We start from the raw sequence: 18,141 nt of genomic DNA, 5'->3' as shown, positions 1-18,141 counted from the left end.
CAAAAAAGGCCGGACCAGAAGCCGAAACCTGCCCGGAATGGGCGGTTTAGCCGATTATATGGGGCCGCATATGTGCTTGCGGGACAAAAATCGCCTCAATTGAAAAAGATTCCCTAAAATACTTGCTATGGATGACCGCGCACGCGCACTACTGAAAGCGTTGATCGAACGCTATATCGCCGATGGGCAGCCAGTCGGCTCGCGGACGCTATCGAAAGTATTCGACTTGTCCCCGGCCACGATCCGCAATGTGATGGCGGATCTCGAAGAACTGGGACTGATCCACAGCCCGCACACCTCCGCCGGCCGCGTGCCCACGCCGCGGGGATACCGCATGTTCGTCGATTCGTTGCTGGCGGTGCAGTCCTACCAGCTCGAACCGCACAACATGGGCGAGATGCTGGCGGCCGCCGAACCCACGCGCGCCGTCAACGCCGCAGCGGCCCTGCTGTCCAACCTGACCCAGTTCGCGGGCGTGGTGCTCACGCCCAAGCGCGCCCAGGTTTTCCGCCAGATCGAATTCATTCGCCTGTCCGACAAGCGCGTGCTGCTCATCATCGTCACGCCCGACGGCGATGTCCAGAACCGAATTCTTTTCGTGCAGCGCGACTATGCCGAAGCGGAACTGCTGGAAGCCGGCAATTTCTTCAACATGCATTTCGCCGGCAAGTCTTTCAATGTCGTGCGGCAAACCCTGTCGACCGAACTGGCGCAATTGCGCGAGGATATCTCGCGCCTGATGCAGGCCGCGGTCGAAGCCAGCGCGGAAGCCGCTGAAGACGGCGACGCCATGGTCATCTCCGGAGAGCGCAAGCTGCTGGACGTGACCGACATCGCCTCCGACATGGACCGCCTGCGCAAGATGTTTTCGCTGTTCGAGAAAAAAACCGACCTGCTGCAGCTCCTGGACGTGTCCACCCGGGCCCAGGGCGTGCAGATCTACATCGGCGGCGATTCGCAGCTGGTGCCGATGGAAGAGGTCTCGGTCATCACCGCGCCTTACGGCGTGGACGGCAAGGTCGTGGGTACCCTGGGCGTGATCGGTCCCACGCGCATGGCCTACGAACGCGTCATTCCCATCGTGGATATCACGGCGCGCTTGCTGTCCAACGCCCTCAGCCACAACCAGTAGGTCCATCCGAAGCTACGTCCTCCTTGCGGAGGAAGGGGAGTGTTTGTGTTTCTTCGCCTGTTCAAGTACCTGTGGCCTGAGCGCTATCTGCCGGAACCCGAGCAGGAGGACCCCTTCAACGAAGACCCCGCGCCGCGCGGGCCGGCCAAGGTCGGCGTGCTGCTGGTGAACCTGGGCACCCCGGACACCCCGGGTAAGCAGGACATACGCAAATACCTTGGCGAGTTCCTGTCCGACCCGCGCGTGATCGAGATCCCGCGCTATCTGTGGAAGCCCATCCTGCATTGCCTCGTGCTGACGATGCGGCCCAAGAAGCTGGAGCCGCGCTACGCCGGCGTCTGGATGAAGGAAGGCTCGCCCCTGATGGTGTACAGCCAGCGCCAGGCCGATGGCGTGCGCGCAGGCCTGGCCGAGGCTGGAATCGGCGCCGTGGTGGAGCTGGGCATGCGCTACGGCAACCCCTCGATCCCCGACGCCATTTCTCGGCTGCGCCGGCAGGGCTGTGAACGCATACTCACCGTGCCGCTCTATCCGCAGTACGCCGCCAGCACCACCGCCACGGTCGTCGATGCGGTCACCCGCCACGCAGGCCGCCTGCGCGACCAGCCCGAGCTGCGCTTCATCAAGCGTTTCCATGAAGAGCCGGCCTATCTGGACGCGCTGGCCGGCCGCATCGAGCGCTACTGGCAGGAGCACGGCAAACCGCAGAAGCTGGTCATGAGCTTTCACGGCCTGCCGCGCTATTCGATCGAACTGGGCGATCCGTACTACCGCGATTGCATGGAAACGGCGCGCCTGCTGGGCCAGCGTCTGTCGCTGCCGCGCGAACAGATCGAAGTGACCTTCCAGAGCCGTTTCGGCACCGCCCGCTGGCTGGAACCCTATACCGAACCCACCCTGAAGGCGCTGGCCGCCGCCGGCGTGACCGAGGTCGATGTGGTGTGCCCGGGTTTTGTGGCAGACTGTCTGGAAACCCTGGAAGAGATCAGTCTGGAATGCCGCGACGCCTTTATCGAGGCCGGCGGCAAGCGTTTCCGCTACATTCCGGCGATCAACGACGATCCGGCCTGGATCGCAGGGCTGGCCGACCTGGTGGCACGCCACTTGCAGGGGTGGCCTACGCAAATCACGGACTTGAAGGAGAAGGCGCATGCAGCATGATCCCAAGACTGGAAAGGTCGTCAAAAAGGGGCGGGTCAGTACCCCGGTGGACGAAGATCAGGTGGAACACGAGCTGGATGAGGCGCTTGCCGAGACCTTCCCCGCCAGCGATCCCATCGCAATCAGCCCGGAGCCGGACGAGGATCGCGACGTGGACCGCGCCCTGAAGGACAGTTTTCCCGCCAGCGATCCCGCCGCGCCCGCGCAGCCCCACAAGAAGTAGCCTGCCGGAGGGCGTCCGCCATTTGCCGGATGGCGTCGGGAAGTGCTGAATTTATGCTTGCAGTCTGATATTTGACGGCAATTGGCAGAAATTGGGCGGATTTTTGACTACATTCCGCATGCCTCTCTTACCCGGCGCCGTCAGGGAATATTTGCTTTCCCGGGCTTGAAATAGGGGTATTGGCCCCCATTCATGTCTGCGAAAGCCATACTTTTTGGAGGATTCCCCATGACGGCACCCAACGAGCCTGTAGATCAGACGCCCGAAGTCGGCCAGAACGCCGATGCGGCCTCCGCCGCCGAGGACGCCGTGCAGGCCGAGCTGAACGAGTTGCGCGCCCAGCTGGACGCGGCCCAGGCTACCGTCAATGAGCAGCAGGACCAGCTTCTGCGCATTCGGGCCGAAGCCGAAAACGTGCGCCGCCGCGCCCAGGAAGATGTGTCCAAGGCGCGCAAGTTCGGTATCGAGTCGTTCGCGGAAAGCCTGGTCCCGGTCAAGGACAGCCTGGAAGCTGCCCTGGCCCAGCCCGAGCAAACCGTTGAAACCCTGAGCGAAGGCGTCCAAGTGACCCTGAAGCAGCTGACGGCCGCCTTCGAGCGCAATCTGCTCAAGGAAATCGCGCCGGCGCAGGGCGACAAGTTCGATCCGCACCAGCACCAAGCCATTTCGTCCATCCCCGCAGAGCAGCCCGCCAATACGGTGGTCCAGCTGCTGCAAAAGGGCTATGCCATCGCCGACCGGACCCTGCGTCCCGCGCTGGTCGTGGTGTCCGCCGGCCAGGGCTGAACAGGCAGCGCGCCATGACGGATCCCCGGTTCGACCCCGCCCAGATATTCCAGGTGTTCGGCATGCGCCATGTCGACACCGAGGGATTCGACGCGGCGGTGGTGCAGGCGCCGGGGACGGATCTGCGCTGCGTGTTCCTCTGGGGACAGGATTGCTATAACTGCAATATTTTCAAGCAGACCGCCTTGCTGCATCGGGACGCGCTGCTGGAATTGGGGCTGACCTGGTTCGAAGCCGATGTCTACGCGGACGAAGCGCTGGGAAGGCGCTTCTCGCTGCATGGCGTCCCCACTTTCGTGCTGTACCGCGCCGGCAAGCGGCTGGGCCGCGTCACCGGCTGGCCCGGCCTGCCGCAGTTCACCGCGGCCATGCGCCGCCTGCAGGAAACGGCTGTAGAAAAATCCGGCCAGGCGTCTTGAAAAACCCTGCGGGCAGCCCCAGTTATGTGGGGACAAGAAGTTTCTCCCTATTTTCATAGATTCAATCAAGGTAACCGACCATGAGCAAGATTATTGGCATTGACCTGGGCACGACCAACAGCTGCGTGGCTGTCATGGACGGCGGGCAGGTCAAAATCATTGAAAACGCGGAAGGCGCTCGCACCACCCCCTCCATCGTCGCCTACATGGACGATGGCGAAACCCTGGTCGGCGCGCCGGCCAAGCGCCAGGCCGTGACCAACCCGCGTAACACCCTGTATGCGGTGAAGCGCCTGATCGGCCGCAAGTTCGAAGAGAAGGCGGTGCAAAAGGACATCAACCTGATGCCCTATGCCATCGTCAAGGCCGACAACGGCGACGCCTGGGTGGAAGTGCGCGGCAAGAAGATGGCGCCTCCCCAAGTGTCGGCCGACGTGCTGCGCAAGATGAAGAAGACCGCCGAGGACTACCTGGGCGAAGAAGTGACCGAGGCCGTCATCACCGTGCCCGCCTACTTCAACGACAGCCAGCGCCAGGCCACCAAGGACGCCGGCCGCATCGCCGGTCTGGAAGTCAAGCGCATCATCAACGAACCCACCGCTGCGGCGCTGGCGTTCGGCCTGGACAAGACCGAAAAGGGCGACCGCAAGATCGCCGTCTATGACCTGGGCGGCGGCACGTTCGACGTGTCCATCATCGAAATCGCCGACGTGGACGGCGAAAAGCAGTTCGAAGTGCTGTCGACCAACGGCGACACCTTCCTGGGCGGCGAAGACTTCGACCAGCGCATCATCGACTACATCATTGCCGAGTTCAAGAAGGAACAGGGCGTTGATCTGTCCAAGGACGTGCTGGCCCTGCAACGCCTGAAGGAAGCCGCTGAAAAGGCCAAGATCGAGCTGTCCTCGGCGCAACAGACCGAAATCAACCTGCCGTACATCACGGCGGATGCCTCGGGTCCGAAGCACCTGAACCTGAAGATCACCCGCGCCAAGCTGGAAGCGCTGGTCGAAGAACTGATCGAACGCACGATCGAGCCCTGCCGCGTGGCCATCAAGGACGCCGGCGTGAAGGTTTCCGACATCGACGACGTGATCCTGGTCGGCGGCATGACCCGCATGCCCAAGGTCCAGGAAAAGGTGAAGGAATTCTTCGGCAAGGATCCGCGCAAGGACGTGAACCCCGATGAAGCCGTCGCCGCTGGCGCCGCCATCCAGGGCTCCGTGCTGTCGGGCGACCGCAAGGACGTGCTGCTGCTGGACGTCACCCCCCTGTCCCTGGGCATCGAAACCCTGGGCGGCGTGATGACCAAGATGATCCAGAAGAACACGACCATCCCGACCCGGTTCTCGCAGACCTTCTCGACCGCTGACGACAACCAGCCGGCCGTGACGATCAAGGTGTTCCAGGGCGAGCGCGAAATCGCTGCGGGCAACAAGGCCCTGGGCGAGTTCAACCTCGAAGGGATCCCGCCGTCGCCCCGCGGCATGCCGCAGATCGAAGTCACCTTCGACATCGACGCCAACGGCATCCTGCACGTGTCCGCCAAGGACAAGGGCACCGGTAAGGAAAACAAGATCACCATCAAGGCCAACTCGGGTCTGTCGGAAGACGAGATCCAGCGCATGGTCAAGGATGCCGAGGCCAACGCCGAGGAAGATCACCGCGTCGCCGAACTGGCTCAGTCGCGCAACCAGGCCGATGCGCTGGTGCATGCCACCCGCAAGTCGTTGACCGAGTATGGCGACAAGCTCGAGGCTTCCGAAAAGGAAGGCATCGAAGCCGCCATCAAGGAACTGGAAGACACGCTGAAGGACGGCGACAAGGCCGCGATCGACGCCAAGGTGGAAGCCCTGTCGACGGTTTCGCAGAAGCTGGGCGAAAAGATGTACGCCGACATGCAGGCGCAGCAAGCCGCCGGCCAGCAGCAAGCGGCCGACAACGCGAAGCCGGTGGACGACAATGTCGTCGACGCCGACTTCAAGGAAGTCAAGCGCGACCAATAATGGCCGGGCGCTGACCTGCCTCTGCCGCCCGGTAGCCGGAGAAATCCGCCTACCGGGCGTACTCATTCTGTAGCACTGAAAAGAAGGCTCGTTTTCGAGCCCACGGATCATGGCAAAACGTGACTATTACGAAGTCCTGGGCGTTGCGAAGAACGCCTCGGACGACGACCTCAAGAAGGCCTATCGAAAGCTGGCCATGAAGTACCATCCGGACCGCAATCCGGACAGCAAAGAAGCCGAAGAGAAGTTCAAGGAAGCCAAGGAAGCCTACGAGGTCCTGGGTGACGATCAGAAGCGCGCCGCGTACGACCGCTACGGCCACGCGGGCGTGGACCCCAACTCCGCCGGCATGGGCGGCGGCATGGGTGGCGGTTTCGCCGACGCCTTTGGCGACATCTTCGGCGAAATCTTCGGCGGCGGCGGCGGTGGCCGTCGCGGCGGCGGCCCGCAGGTCTACCGCGGCGCCGACCTGAAGTACGCGCTGGAAATCACGCTGGAGCAGGCCGCGGCCGGCTTCGACACCGAGATCCGCGTGCCCAGTTGGGAAAACTGCGACACCTGCCACGGTTCCGGCGCCAAGGCCGGCACCTCGCCCAAGACCTGCCGCACCTGCGGCGGCTCGGGCGCCGTGCGCATGCAGCAGGGTTTCTTCAGCGTGCAGCAGACCTGCCCGACCTGCCATGGCAACGGCAAGGAAATCACCGATCCCTGCCCCGCTTGCGACGGCGTGGGCCGCATCCGCCGCAACAAGACGCTGCAGGTCAAGATTCCGGCCGGCATCGACGACGGCATGCGCATCCGCTCCAGCGGCAACGGCGAGCCCGGCATCAACGGCGGCCCTCCGGGCGACCTGTATGTGGAAATCCACATCAAGCAGCACAAGATCTTCCAGCGCGACGGCGACGACCTCCATTGCGAACTGACCATCCCGTTCACCTCGGCGGCGCTGGGCGGCGAGCTTCAGGTGCCGACGTTGGGCGGCAAGGCCGAGATCTCGATCCCCGAGGGCACGCAGTCCGGCAAGACCTTCCGCCTGCGCGGCAAGGGCATCCGCGGTGTGCGCGGCAGCTATCCGGGCGACCTCTACTGCCACGTGGTGGTGGAAACGCCGGTGCGCCTGAGCGACGACCAGAAGAACATCCTGCGCCAGTTCGAGGCTTCGCTGAATGATGGCGGCGACCGTCATTCGCCGCAAAGCAAGTCCTGGACCGACCGGGTGAAGGAATTCTTCAGCTGAACTGGCTGAAGCATGCAAAAAGCCGCGATCATGATCGCGGCTTTTTTTTGCCTGAAGAGGACGTCGAGGCACGGGCGGTGCGCATATGAGAAGACCGCGGCTTGCGCCGCGGTCCATTGCTACTGCTACTGCGAGTACTGCAACTTCAACTTCAAACTTCAGCTTCTACTGCTACTTTCACAGCTACTACTGCTTCTACTGCTACTTCTACCGCCGCTGTCGCCGATAAAAACCGGCCTCAAACCATGATGCCGTCCGAGGCCGGCCGGGCCACAGCAAGCAGCTCACCGGGTGATCGGCGGGTACTCGAGTTCGCCGAACGTGTATTGGCCGCTGGCCTTGGCTTGCGCCAGTTCCTGCTGGACTTCAGCGCGGCTCTTGGCGCTGGCGGGGGCGGATACGGCCGCCGGGTATTCCAGTTCGCCGAAGGTGTATTGACCGCTGATCTTGGCTTGTTGCAGCTGGGCTTGCACTTCCTGCGAGCTCAGGCTGGTGGTCTGGGGCAGGGCGGGCGGGTAGTCCAGCTCGCCGAAGGTGTACTGGCCGCTGATCTTGGCTTGCTGCAGTTCAGTGGCGACCTGGGCGCTGCTCTTGGTTTGTTCAACGCCGGCGGCTTGGGCGCCAACGCCAACCAGGGCCAGGGATAGCAGCAGGGTGGTGGTTAGGGTTTTCATGGTAGACCTCCAATTCGTCTTGGTTGGGGACCGAATCCGGCGGCCCTCCGTCGTGGTTCGTTGTGTGTTCCCGATGACTGAATTGTGATCGCTATCCCACCTGGGATAAACCCGTATTCCTTGAAAACATCTTTCCAAATAATCGAGTAATCATGTTCGCTTTTATGATTTCATCCATTTTTGGCATAGTCAGGGGGCGTTCCAGTGAATTTTGGTGAACTGGCCCAGGTCGGAAAGCCAAAAAAAGCCCCGCCGCAGCGGGGCTTTCCAGAGGGGACAGGCTTGCTCAGGGCGCCGCCTTCTTCTTGAAGTCGCCGGCAACCGCCGTGCTGAAGCCGTCCGCACGCAGGGTCTTGCGCATAGCGGCATTGACCGAATCGGCCGTCAGCGCAGAGATCTTCTTGTCCATGTCGGCCGACCAGGCGAAGGTGCGGCCGCGCTGCATGTAATCCAGCCAGGTGCTGGCCAGGACGTCGTCCTGGGCGCGGGCCAGGTTGCGGTAGTTCAGCAGGGCCGTGATGCCGTCCGAGATTTCCTTGTCCGTGAAGCCATCCTTCAGCACGCGCGCCAGTTCTTCGCCGATGGCCTTTTCCAGGCGCTCGCGGTTTTGCGGCGCATAGATGGCGTACATGGTCCAGCTGGCGGAGGGCTCGAACGACGAGACCGACAGCGAGCTGCGCACGTTGTATGAGAGGCCGTCGGTTTCGCGTACGCGGTTCCACAGGCGCGAGGTTTCGGAGGCGCCGAACAGGTAGTTGGCCAGGTACAGCGCGGCATAGTCCGCGTCCGTGTCCTGCAGCTTCAGCGGCATGCGCGAGATGTAGAACGCATTGGCCTTGTCCGGCGTGTCGATGTCGAACTGCTTGGCGGGAATGTCACGGTACGGGTTGGGCACGCGGGTGTAGGCGGGCGCCTTCTTCCAGCCGGCCAGTCCGGTCTTGAGCGCCTTTTCCACAGCTGCGGGCTCGAAATCGCCAACCGCCGAGTACTCGATGTTGCCGGCGCCGTAAAACTTGGAATGGAACTTGACCAGGGCGTCGCGGTTCAGGGCGCGCACGCCGGCCAGCGATTCCTCGAAGGTCGGCACGTAGCGCAGGTCATTGGCGGGCCACGGGTTGTCCTGGCGGGCCAGCGCGCGTCCGGCCAGCGCCGACGGTTCGGTCATGGCGTTCTGGATCGAGGTTTCAAGCTGGCGCTGATATTCCTCCAGTTGCTCCTTGGGGAAGTTGGCGTTGCGGACGATGTCCAATGCCAGTGCGGTGAGTTCGGGCAGGTTTTCGCCCTTGGTCGACATGGCGATCTTGAGCGTGGTGCCGCCGCCGCTGAAGCCGAGTTCAGCCTGCAGCTTGTCCAGGCGATCCTGGATGTCCTGGCGCGACAGCTTGGCCGTGCCGCGGGTCAGCAGGTCGGCCACGGCGCTGGAATTCACGCGTTGGCCGAGCAGGTCCTTTTCATTGCCGAACTGGATCAGCATCTGCGCCTGCACCCGGTTGCCGCGCGTGGCCTTGGGCAGCAGCGCCAACTGCACGGGGCCGTTGGGCAGGTCCAGCTTCTTGCGCTGCGTCAGCTTATCGATGTTCTCGGGCGTGGGGTCGAAGGCCGAGGCGGCCTTGAAGTCCGGATCGCCCTTGTAGTCCTTGAAGATGGCCGTGAGGTCCACGCGTTGCTCCTGCGGCGCGCGCACGGGTTTCTCGGTGGGGATGTAGCGGCCTTCGATGCTGTTGCTTTGGACCAGGTAGGTAGTTGCGGCGCGCTGCACCTCGGCCAGCGTGGCCTTGCGGGCGCGGTCGCGCTGCAGGAAGAACAGGCGCCAGTCGCCGGCGGCGATGGCTTCGGACAGCGCCACGCCGACCTGTTCGGGATCGCTATAGGTCTGTTCCCAGGCAGTCAGCCATTTGCTGCGGGCGCGGTCCAGCTCTTGCTGCGTGAAGGGCTTCTTGTCCAGGGTCTGCAGCGTGCCGGTCAGCGCCTTCATGGCGGCGTCCAGGCTCTTGCCCGGCGTCAGCTGGGCGGCGAACATCGCCAGGCCCGGGTCCAGGTTTTCCATGGTGAAGCCGAACACGCCCGAGGCCAGCTTGGTCGGAACCAGGGCATGGTAGAGACGGCCCGAGGGCGTGTCGGCCAGGATGGTGGCGGCCAGGTCCAGCGGCACGAAGTCGGCGCTGCCGGCGGCAGGGATGTGGTACATGGCCGCGACCAGCGGCGTGCCGCCCGTGCGGCGCAGGGTCACGGAACGTTCGCCGTCCTGCGCGGGTTCAACCGTGTACTCGGGCGGGAGCTTGCGCTCGGGCTTGGGCAGCTTGCCCAGCGTTTCCTCGATGTCGGCCAGGGTCGCTTGCGGGTCGAACTTGCCCGCTACGATCAGCACGGCGTTATCGGGCTGGTAGTACTCGTGATAGAAGGCGCGCAACTGGCCGATGTCCACGTTCTCGACGTCGGAACGGGCGCCGATGGTGTTCTTGCCGTAGCTGTGCCACTGGAAGGCCGCGGCCTGCATCTTCTGCATCAGGATGCGGAAGGGGCTGTTTTCGCCGCTTTCCATTTCGTTGCGGACCACGGTCATTTCCGAGTCCAGGTCTTCCTTGGCGATGAGGGAATTGACCATGGCGTCGGCCTGCCAGCCCAGGTACCACTTGAGCGTGTCGGGGTTGGCGGCGAAGCTGGCGAAATAATTGGTGCGGTCGCTGGAGGTCGAGCCATTGGCCTGCAAGCCGCGGCGCGAGAACTCGCCCATGGCGTTGCGGGTGGTCGAGGTGCCCTTGAACAGCATGTGCTCCAGCAGGTGCGCCATGCCCGTCTGGCCGTAGTTCTCGTTGCGCGAGCCCACCAGGTAGGTCATGTTGACGGTGGTGGACGGCTTGGATTCATCGGGAACCAGCAGCACTCTCAGGCCGTTGGCCAGGCGGTATTCGGTGATGCCTTCGATCGAGGCGGCCTCCGAGACGCCCGCCGGCAGGCTGGCGGCGCCGGCCTGAAAGGCCAGGAAGGAGGAAAACAGCAGCACGCTCAGCGGGCGCGGCAGCTTCGACAGGGACAGGCGCATGGCAGACAATTCCTTTGGCATGGCAGAATCCGTTGGAGTGTATACGTTGGCAATGGTTCAGGGGCGCGGCGCGGTGTTGTCCGCGGCGCGCGGCCCCGGACCGCAAGCAAGGAAGTCCGTCATGTCTCTATCCCTGGAAGTCGAAACGCCGCGCCTGGTGCTGCGCCAATGGCGCGCCGCCGACCGTGAACCTTTCGCGGCGCTGAACCGGGACCCCCGCGTCGCCGAGTACCTGCTGCCGCTGAATGCACAGGAAAGCGATGCGCTTGCCGACCGGCTGGCCGCCGGCATCGACGAGCATGGCTGGGGCTTCTGGGCCGTGGAAGCGCCGGGCGTGGCGCCTTTCATCGGTTTTGTCGGCATCAAGCCTCTGGCGCCCACCCTGCCGTTCGCGCCAGGCGTGGAGATAGGCTGGCGCCTGGCGCAGCGGCACTGGGGCAAGGGCTATGCCAGCGAAGCGGCCGAGGCGGCCTTGCGCGCGGGGTTCGAGCAGGTGGGACTGGATGAGATCGTGGCCTTCACGGCCACGGGCAACCTGCGCTCGCGCGCGGTGATGGACCGCTTGGGCATGAAGGAGGATCCGGAAGGCTTCGACCATCCCGCCGTGCCGCTGGGGCATCCTTTGCGCCGGCATGTGCTGTACCGGATCGGGCGCGAGGCCTGGCGCGGACGCGAAAATGGTGACGCAGAAGCAGGCTCCACGCCGGTTGCGGCGGCATAAGGCGCCAGGAGCGCCGCCAATCCCGGATGCTGCAATGCGGAATGGCGAATTTCCGGGCTGATTTGAGGTATCCCGCCCTGCGGGTGTAAGCTTTTCAGGACGCAGTACCAGTTGCTGACGGGATGCGCGACAGCCCGCCCACAGGCTTCCCGTCCAACGCCAGACGCCGCTTTTTGCGCGGCGCCGGTGCTTGTCGTTCGCGCCTTCGCCGCCGGCATCCTGCCGGCGCACTTACCGGAGGAACGACCCATGCTGACCGAGATCGTCACGCGTGCCTTGTCCCAATTGACCGGCAGCCCATTGAGCGGCGACGGGATCAAAGGACAGTTTCAGTACGCCTATGCCAGTGATGACGGCCAATTCGTGGCCATATTGACCCATGACATGACCACCTATGTGGTGGACTTGAGCACACAACGATATTTCGCGGAGTGCGGCGGCTCGCCACGGGGCTTCGCCGGGCACGTGCTGGAAATGGAAGGCGCGGCGGCGCGCAGCCATCCCTGGCCCGCCGCCAACGATCTGTTCGACCTGGATATGGATGCGGATGAGCTTGCATGGCGCAACTGCCCCGGCTTGCGTGGCGAGCCGCCCGCCGCCCGATCTGCTGAGAGCCGCGCCGCCTGAGAGTGGCCAGAAGCGGCAAGATCCAATTGAACCGGCGGCTCCGCCGGTTTTTTTTGTCCGTAGCGGCCGCGGACCCAATAGCCGCAAGGCTGCGCGGGTCGCTACAATTTGCGCCATGACTACGCACGCCGAAACCCGCGCGCCGGATGGCGCAACCCTGGTCGATTGCACGCATGAGCGTCATGCCGACCAGATACTGGCCATATTCAACGACGCCATCGTCAATTCCACCGCGCTGTACGACTACAAGCCGAGGCCGCGCGAGGCGATGCAGGGCTGGTTCCAGACCAAGCGGCAGGGTGGTTTTCCGGTGCTGGGGTACGAGAACGCGGCCGGCGAGCTGATGGCCTTCGCCAGCTACGGCACCTTCCGCGCCTGGCCGGCCTTCAAGTATTCGGTGGAGCATTCCGTGTACGTGGACGGCCGTTTTCGCGGACTGGGGTTGGGCGAGGCGCTGATGCGCGAGCTGATCCAGCGGGCGCGCGTCAATCAGGTGCACGTGCTGGTCGGCGGCATCGACGCGAGCAACCAGGGCAGCATCCGCCTGCACGAGAAGCTGGGCTTCAAGCATGCGGGCACCATCCGCGAGGCAGGCTTCAAGTTCGGACGCTGGCTGGATCTGGCGTTCTACCAGCTGACGCTGGATACGCCGGAACAACCTGTGGATGGATGAACACCCGTTTACCCATCATCGCTGTCGGGAACGGGTCTTGCCATCGCGTGATGGGTTGCGTGCGACGGGCTTCGGAGTTCTTGCCTGGGGACTGTCGCGCTACACCCATCCTACTTCGATAGCACGCGCATGGCCTGTTCCAGACCGGCGACCGTGACGGGGTACATGCGGCCCTGCATGATGTCGCGCATCAGCGCGATGGACTGGCGGTATTGCCAGGACGCGGTGGGCTCGGGATTGAGCCAGACCGATTTGGGCCAGGCGTCCAGCAGGCGGCGCATCCATTCGGCGCCCGGCTCCTTGTTGTAGTGTTCGACCGAGCCGCCCGGCTGCAGGATTTCGTAGGGGCTCATGGTGGCGTCGCCGACGATGATCAGGCGCCAATCCGGGTTGTACTTGCGCAGCACGTCCCAGGTGTCGAAGCGTTCATTCTGGCGCCGGCGGTTGCTTTGCCACAGGCTTTCGTACGGGCAGTTGTGGAAGTAGTAAACCTCCAGGTTGCGGAACTCGCTGCGCGCCGCCGAGAACAGTTCTTCGACGCGTCCGATGTGGTCGTCCATGCTGCCGCCCACGTCCAGCAGCATCAGCACCTTCACGGTGTTGTGGCGTTCGGGGACCATGCGCAGGTCCAGGTGCCCGGCATTGCGCGCGGTGCTGGCGATGGTGTCGTCCAGGTCCAGTTCCATCTCGGCGCCTTGCCTTGCGAAGCGCCGCAGGCGGCGCAGCGCCACCTTGAAGTTGCGCGTGCCCAGCTCGACCTGATCGTCGTAGTCCTTGAACTGGCGCATGTCCCAGACCTTGACCGCGCTGCGGTTGCCGGCCGAGTCGCCGCCCACGCGTATGCCCTCGGGGTGGTAGCCGCCATTGCCGAAGGGCGAGGTGCCGCCGGTGCCGATCCATTTGCTGCCGCCGGCATGGCGTTCCTTCTGTTCCTCCAGGCGCTCCTTGAAGAGCTCCATCAGCTTGTCCCAGCCGTGCTTTTCGATCGCGGCTTTTTCTTCCGGGCTCAGGCTTTTTTCGAACTGCCTGATGAGCCAGTCCAGCGAAATTTCCTTGCCTGGGGGCAGGGCGGCCGCGATGCCCTTGTAGTAGGCGCCGAAAGCCTTGTCGTAGCGGTCGTAGAGCGCCTCGTCCTTGACCAGCGTGGCGCGCGCCAGGAAGTAGAACTGGTCCAGCGTGGGCGCCATGAGATCCTGGCGCAAGGCGTCCACCAGGGTCAGGTATTCCTTGACCGAGACGGGCAGCTTGTGCGCCCGGAGATGGTAGAAGAAGTCGATCAGCATTTGCGGCTGCCGGTAGTTGCTGGCGGAACGTTGCTGGCGGATCAGCGGCGCTGGCCGCCGCGCGTCATGGCTGCCAGGCGTTCCAGCAGGTGCACGTCCTGTTCGTTCTTGAGCAGCGCGCCGGCCATCAGCGGCACGGCCGTGGCCGTGTGCGCGTCGATCTCGGCGGCGGTCGAGCCTTCGGCCAGCAGCAGGCGCAGCCAATCCAGCAGTTCGGATGTGGACGGCTTTTTCTTCAGGCCCGGCGCGTCGCGCAGCGAGAAGAAAGTGTCCAGCGCCGCGCGCAGCACGTCCTGCTTCAGGTGCGGATAGTGCACGGCCACGATGTCGCGCATGGTCTCGCGGTCGGGGAAGCGGATGTAGTGGAAGAAGCAGCGGCGCAGGAAAGCGTCGGGCAGGTCCTTTTCGTTGTTGGACGTGATGATGACCAGCGGACGATGCCGCGCCGAGATGGTCTCGCGCGTTTCGTACACGTGGAATTCCATGCGGTCCAGTTCGCGCAGCAGGTCGTTGGGGAATTCGATGTCGGCCTTGTCGATCTCGTCGATCAGCAGGACCACCGGCTCGGCCGACTGGAAGGCCTGCCACAGCGTGCCTTGCACGATGTAGTTGCGGATGTCGCGGACCTTTTCGTCGCCCAGCTGCGAGTCGCGCAGGCGCGACACCGCGTCGTATTCATACAGGCCCTGGTGGGCCTTGGTGGTGGACTTGATGTGCCACTGCAGCAGCGGCCGCCCCAGCGCGCGCGCCACTTCCTCGGCCAGCATGGTCTTGCCGGTGCCGGGTTCGCCCTTGATCAGCAGCGGACGCTGCAAGGTGAGGGCGGCATTGACGGCGAGTTTCAGGTCATCGGTGGCGACATAGTTGTCGGTCCCGTCGAAGCGGTCTGGCGAGGCGGAAGTAGCGGACTGGGCTGCGGACATGGTCTGATGGCTTCTGAGATTTGACGGTGATCAATACCATGGTAAAGGTATTAATCCTGAGCAATTATCGTACAATCAGGCGGTTTTGCTTTGGGTTCGACCCGCAACGTGTTTGCCGAGGGCCTTTTCGTGTGAGCAGGCCCTAGTCCTTAGCCATACCAAGAAGAGCCATTCCAATGAAGTTGCGAACCTCTCTGAAGTACACGGTATCCGTGTTGGCCGCGATGGCATCCTGTGCGATCGCCGGCCAGTCTGTTGCTGCAGACGCAGCAGTGGTCGGTAATGTCCAGAACGCCCGCGACAAGGTTTCCATGTGCATCGGTTGCCACGGCATCGAAGGCTACAAGGCAACGTTTCCCGAGCTGTACCACGTGCCGATGATCGCTGGGCAGAACGCCAAGTACATCGAAACCGCCCTCAACGAGTACAAGAAAGGCGCGCGCAGCCATCCCACGATGGACGCCATTGCCGGCAGCCTGTCCGACCAGGACATCGCCGATCTGGCCGCGTACTACTCGAATCTCAAGTAAGGGGGCAAACACATGAATCGCTACATGCTTGCCCTTGCGGGCGCGACCCTGGCCATGACGGGCGTTGCCGCCCAGGCGCAGGACCTGGCGGCCGGCAAGGCCGTCTTCGACAAATTCAACTGCGCTTCCTGCCACGGCGCCGACGCCAAGACGGCCGTGGATCCGGCCTATCCGACGCTGGCCGGCCAGCACGCGGACTACCTGGTCCACGCCCTGAAGGCCTACAAGCGCGGCGCCTCCGGCAGCGCGGCCACGGCCAACGTGCGCAAGAACCCCATCATGGGCGCGTTCGCGACCCAGCTGTCCGACCAGGACATCTCCAATGTGGCGGCCTGGCTGTCGGCGCAGCCGAGCGACCTGGGCGTGCGCAGGTAAGCCGGCCGGAACCGTTCCGCAAACAAGAAAGCCCTCAGTCGAGGGCTTTTCTTTTTCCGCCGGGCCGTCCCAAGGAAAAAAAGCCCCCTCGTGGGGCAGCAAGCCAAAGGCGCAGTGTGGGGGCTTTTCTTTTTCCGCCGGGCCGTCCCAAGGAAAAAAAGCCCCCTCGTGGGGCAGCAAGCCGAAGGCGCAGCGTGGGGGCTTTTCTTTTTCCGCCGGGCCGTCCCAAGGAAAAAAAGCCCCCTCGTGGGGCAGCAAGCCGAAGGCGCAGCGTGGGGGCTTTTCTTTTTCCGCCGGGCCGTCCCAAGGAAAAAAAGCCCCCTCGGGGGGCAGCAAGCCGAAGGCGCAGCGTGGGGGCCTTTCTTTTGGACGCGGGGGCGGCGCTCAGCGGCTGGCGCGTTGGCGGATCAGGTCGATGTAGGTGTCGCTGTCCAGCGGGGTGCCCAGGCGCTGCGCTTCCCAGACCACCTGGCCCAGGCATTCCATGATTTCATGCGCGGCCTGGTGCGCGTCGCTGCGCGCCACCAACTGCTGGTAGGCCTGCCGGATTCCCGGCGGATGGTCGATGGACAGCTGCTCTGCAATGGCCAGATGCATGGACAGGTGCAGAAAGGGATTGGTGCGGCCCTTTTCCACCGAGTATTCAGCCGTCATGGCCTCGGGGTTTTCGAGGTCGCCGTGGTACTCGGGATGTTCGATGATCCAGTCCAGCGCGATGGCCTCGAGCGGCGTCAGCACTTCGGAGGCGCGATGCTTGCGCCAGGTTTCGATAAAGAATTCGCGGACTTGGTCGCGTGAGGGATTGAACATCTGAAGGGGCTGAAAAGCGGGCTGGTGATGCATTATTTTACCGCCGCGCGCGGGCCGTCAGGCCTGCTGGCCTCTTTGCGATATAGAATTGGTTGCTATCGGCCATCCAGTGCGTGGTTCCTGAGGGCGATCTTCCCCGCTGGAACGGACGCTTCCCGATGCCGGCGCGTGCAGAAAAACCACTCGGAGCAAATGGAGCATTCATGTCCTACCAACATATCAAGGTTCCCGCTGGCGGCCAGAAGATCACGGTCAACGCCGATTTCTCGCTGAATGTGCCCGATCAGCCCATCGTCCCCTACATCGAAGGCGACGGCACGGGCGCTGACATCACCCCGGTGATGATCAAGGTCGTCGACGCGGCGGTGCAGAAGGCCTATGGCGGCAAGCGCAAGATCCACTGGATGGAAGTCTATGCCGGCGAAAAGGCCACCAAGGTCTACGGCCCGGACGTGTGGCTGCCTGACGAGACCCTGGACGTCGTCAAGGATTACGTGGTGTCCATCAAGGGCCCGCTGACCACGCCGGTGGGCGGTGGCATCCGTTCGCTGAACGTGGCCCTGCGCCAACAGCTGGACCTGTACGTCTGCTTGCGTCCGGTGGCGTACTTCAAGGGCGTGCCTTCGCCGGTGCGCGAACCCGAAAAGACCAACATGGTGATCTTCCGCGAGAACTCGGAAGACATCTACGCCGGCATCGAATACATGGCCGAAAGCGAACAGGCCAAGGAGCTGATCCAGTTCCTGCAGACCAAGCTCGGCGTGAAGAAGATCCGCTTCCCGAACACTTCGTCCATCGGCATCAAGCCGGTGTCGCGCGAAGGAACCGAGCGCCTGGTGCGCAAGGCCGCGCAGTACGTCATCGACAATGACCGTACGTCGCTGACCCTGGTGCACAAGGGCAACATCATGAAGTTCACGGAAGGCGGCTTCCGCGACTGGGGTTACGCGTTGCTGCAGAAGGAATTCGGCGCCACCCTGATCGATGGCGGCCCGTGGTGCAAGTTCAAGAACCCGAAGACGGGCCGCGAAGTCATCGTCAAGGACGTGATCGCTGACGCCTTCCTGCAGCAGATCCTGCTGCGTCCGGCCGAATACGACGTGATCGCCACCCTGAACCTGAACGGCGACTACATCTCGGACGCGCTGGCCGCGCAAGTGGGCGGCATCGGCATCGCCCCGGGCGCCAACCTGTCTGATTCGGTCGCCATGTTCGAAGCCACCCACGGCACCGCGCCCAAGTACGCGGGCAAGGACTACGTGAACCCCGGTTCCGAAATCCTGTCGGCCGAAATGATGCTGCGCCACATGGGCTGGACCGAAGCCGCGGACCTGATCATCTCCAGCATGGAAAAATCCATCCTGTCCAAGAAGGTCACGTACGACTTCGCGCGCCTGCTCGAAGGCGCGACCCAGGTGTCGTGCTCGGGCTTCGGCCAGGTGATGATCGAAAACATGTAATCGACAGCGCGGCTCAAAAGCCGCCACGACGAAAGAACGCAAGGCAAGCGCGCCTTGC

At 63.5% G+C, this 18,141-nt stretch carries 18 protein-coding genes; 13 read left to right on the top strand and 5 right to left on the bottom strand.

From position 1 onward, the window contains the following. The first annotated feature begins 127 nt into the window (after positions 1 to 127). From hrcA to dnaJ, 7 genes are all read left to right on the top strand, one after another. Positions 128 to 1,132: a heat-inducible transcriptional repressor HrcA gene (gene hrcA, locus NGK62_RS05095; protein WP_054450033.1), complete on the top strand. Its 1,005-nt coding sequence runs from the start codon at positions 128 to 130 to the stop codon at positions 1,130 to 1,132. 45 nt (positions 1,133 to 1,177) lie between these two features. Beyond that, entirely contained in the window at positions 1,178 to 2,293 is a 1,116-nt protein-coding gene (gene hemH, locus NGK62_RS05090; RefSeq protein ID WP_251879531.1) for a ferrochelatase, read from the top strand. Further along, a complete protein-coding gene (locus NGK62_RS05085; protein ID WP_118932865.1) occupies positions 2,283 to 2,516 on the top strand; it encodes a hypothetical protein in 234 nt (77 codons plus the stop codon). The genes hemH and NGK62_RS05085 overlap by 11 nt, the downstream gene beginning before the upstream one ends. A 228-nt stretch (positions 2,517 to 2,744) precedes the next feature. Next, a complete protein-coding gene (gene grpE / locus NGK62_RS05080; RefSeq protein ID WP_059373780.1) occupies positions 2,745 to 3,302 on the top strand; it encodes a nucleotide exchange factor GrpE in 558 nt (185 codons plus the stop codon). A 14-nt stretch (positions 3,303 to 3,316) separates the two neighbouring features. After that, positions 3,317 to 3,721: a thioredoxin family protein gene (locus NGK62_RS05075; protein ID WP_059373781.1), complete on the top strand. Its 405-nt coding sequence runs from the start codon at positions 3,317 to 3,319 to the stop codon at positions 3,719 to 3,721. An 80-nt stretch (positions 3,722 to 3,801) separates the two neighbouring features. Further along, positions 3,802 to 5,727: a molecular chaperone DnaK gene (gene dnaK, locus NGK62_RS05070; RefSeq protein ID WP_054450039.1), complete on the top strand. Its 1,926-nt coding sequence runs from the start codon at positions 3,802 to 3,804 to the stop codon at positions 5,725 to 5,727. Positions 5,728 to 5,836: 109 nt separating this feature from the next. Next, positions 5,837 to 6,964: a molecular chaperone DnaJ gene (gene dnaJ / locus NGK62_RS05065; RefSeq protein WP_059373782.1), complete on the top strand. Its 1,128-nt coding sequence runs from the start codon at positions 5,837 to 5,839 to the stop codon at positions 6,962 to 6,964. Between the two features lie 284 nt (positions 6,965 to 7,248). Here the strand turns inward: dnaJ and NGK62_RS05060 are convergent, their stop codons facing one another. Both NGK62_RS05060 and NGK62_RS05055 read right to left on the bottom strand, forming a co-directional pair. Beyond that, complete coding sequence (locus tag NGK62_RS05060) at positions 7,249 to 7,638, bottom strand: DUF4148 domain-containing protein (protein WP_251877685.1); 390 nt, start codon at positions 7,636 to 7,638, stop codon at positions 7,249 to 7,251. 286 nt (positions 7,639 to 7,924) lie between these two features. Further along, entirely contained in the window at positions 7,925 to 10,681 is a 2,757-nt protein-coding gene (locus tag NGK62_RS05055) for a M16 family metallopeptidase (protein ID WP_251879529.1), read from the bottom strand. A gap of 121 nt (positions 10,682 to 10,802) precedes the next feature. On the opposite strand from NGK62_RS05055, the gene NGK62_RS05050 reads away from it, so the two are divergent. The 3 genes from NGK62_RS05050 (at position 10,803) to NGK62_RS05040 (ending at position 12,702) form a co-directional block, all read left to right on the top strand. Next, positions 10,803 to 11,402: a GNAT family N-acetyltransferase gene (locus tag NGK62_RS05050; RefSeq protein WP_251877683.1), complete on the top strand. Its 600-nt coding sequence runs from the start codon at positions 10,803 to 10,805 to the stop codon at positions 11,400 to 11,402. Positions 11,403 to 11,651: 249 nt separating this feature from the next. Further along, positions 11,652 to 12,029 (top strand): hypothetical protein, encoded by a 378-nt coding sequence (locus NGK62_RS05045; protein ID WP_054450052.1) that lies wholly within the window; start codon positions 11,652 to 11,654, stop codon positions 12,027 to 12,029. A gap of 115 nt (positions 12,030 to 12,144) precedes the next feature. Then, positions 12,145 to 12,702, top strand: a complete 558-nt coding sequence (locus tag NGK62_RS05040; protein ID WP_118932862.1) for a GNAT family N-acetyltransferase — start codon at positions 12,145 to 12,147, stop codon at positions 12,700 to 12,702. Positions 12,703 to 12,812: 110 nt separating this feature from the next. On the opposite strand, the gene NGK62_RS05035 is transcribed toward NGK62_RS05040, so the two are convergent. Both NGK62_RS05035 and NGK62_RS05030 read right to left on the bottom strand, forming a co-directional pair. Next, on the bottom strand, positions 12,813 to 13,985 hold the full coding sequence (locus tag NGK62_RS05035) for a vWA domain-containing protein (RefSeq protein WP_251877681.1): 1,173 nt from the start codon (positions 13,983 to 13,985) through the stop codon (positions 12,813 to 12,815). A 41-nt stretch (positions 13,986 to 14,026) separates the two neighbouring features. Beyond that, complete coding sequence (locus NGK62_RS05030; RefSeq protein WP_059373789.1) at positions 14,027 to 14,908, bottom strand: AAA family ATPase; 882 nt, start codon at positions 14,906 to 14,908, stop codon at positions 14,027 to 14,029. Positions 14,909 to 15,084: 176 nt separating this feature from the next. Here NGK62_RS05030 and NGK62_RS05025 point away from each other — a divergent pair, with 176 nt between their 5' ends. Next, positions 15,085 to 15,438, top strand: coding sequence for a c-type cytochrome (locus NGK62_RS05025; protein ID WP_013391872.1), 354 nt, complete (start codon positions 15,085 to 15,087; stop codon positions 15,436 to 15,438). Positions 15,439 to 15,450: 12 nt separating this feature from the next. Then, positions 15,451 to 15,813 (top strand): c-type cytochrome, encoded by a 363-nt coding sequence (locus NGK62_RS05020; protein ID WP_054450058.1) that lies wholly within the window; start codon positions 15,451 to 15,453, stop codon positions 15,811 to 15,813. Between the two features lie 384 nt (positions 15,814 to 16,197). Here the strand turns inward: NGK62_RS05020 and NGK62_RS05015 are convergent, their stop codons facing one another. Further along, complete coding sequence (locus tag NGK62_RS05015; protein WP_042796603.1) at positions 16,198 to 16,623, bottom strand: DUF1841 family protein; 426 nt, start codon at positions 16,621 to 16,623, stop codon at positions 16,198 to 16,200. 203 nt (positions 16,624 to 16,826) lie between these two features. On the opposite strand from NGK62_RS05015, the gene icd reads away from it, so the two are divergent. Then, positions 16,827 to 18,083 carry an NADP-dependent isocitrate dehydrogenase gene (icd, locus tag NGK62_RS05010; protein ID WP_054450062.1) on the top strand — a complete coding sequence of 419 codons (1,257 nt, stop codon included), beginning with the start codon at positions 16,827 to 16,829 and terminating at the stop codon, positions 18,081 to 18,083. The last annotated feature ends 58 nt before the right edge of the window (positions 18,084 to 18,141 follow it).

Origin of the sequence: Achromobacter sp. Marseille-Q4954, assembly GCF_943737025.1 — a bacterium.
In the GTDB taxonomy this organism is placed as follows: Bacteria; Pseudomonadota; Gammaproteobacteria; order Burkholderiales; family Burkholderiaceae_B; genus Achromobacter; species Achromobacter bronchisepticus_A.
Note: the sequence above shows the minus strand (reverse complement) of the source record. Positions and strands in the feature narration are given on the sequence as shown.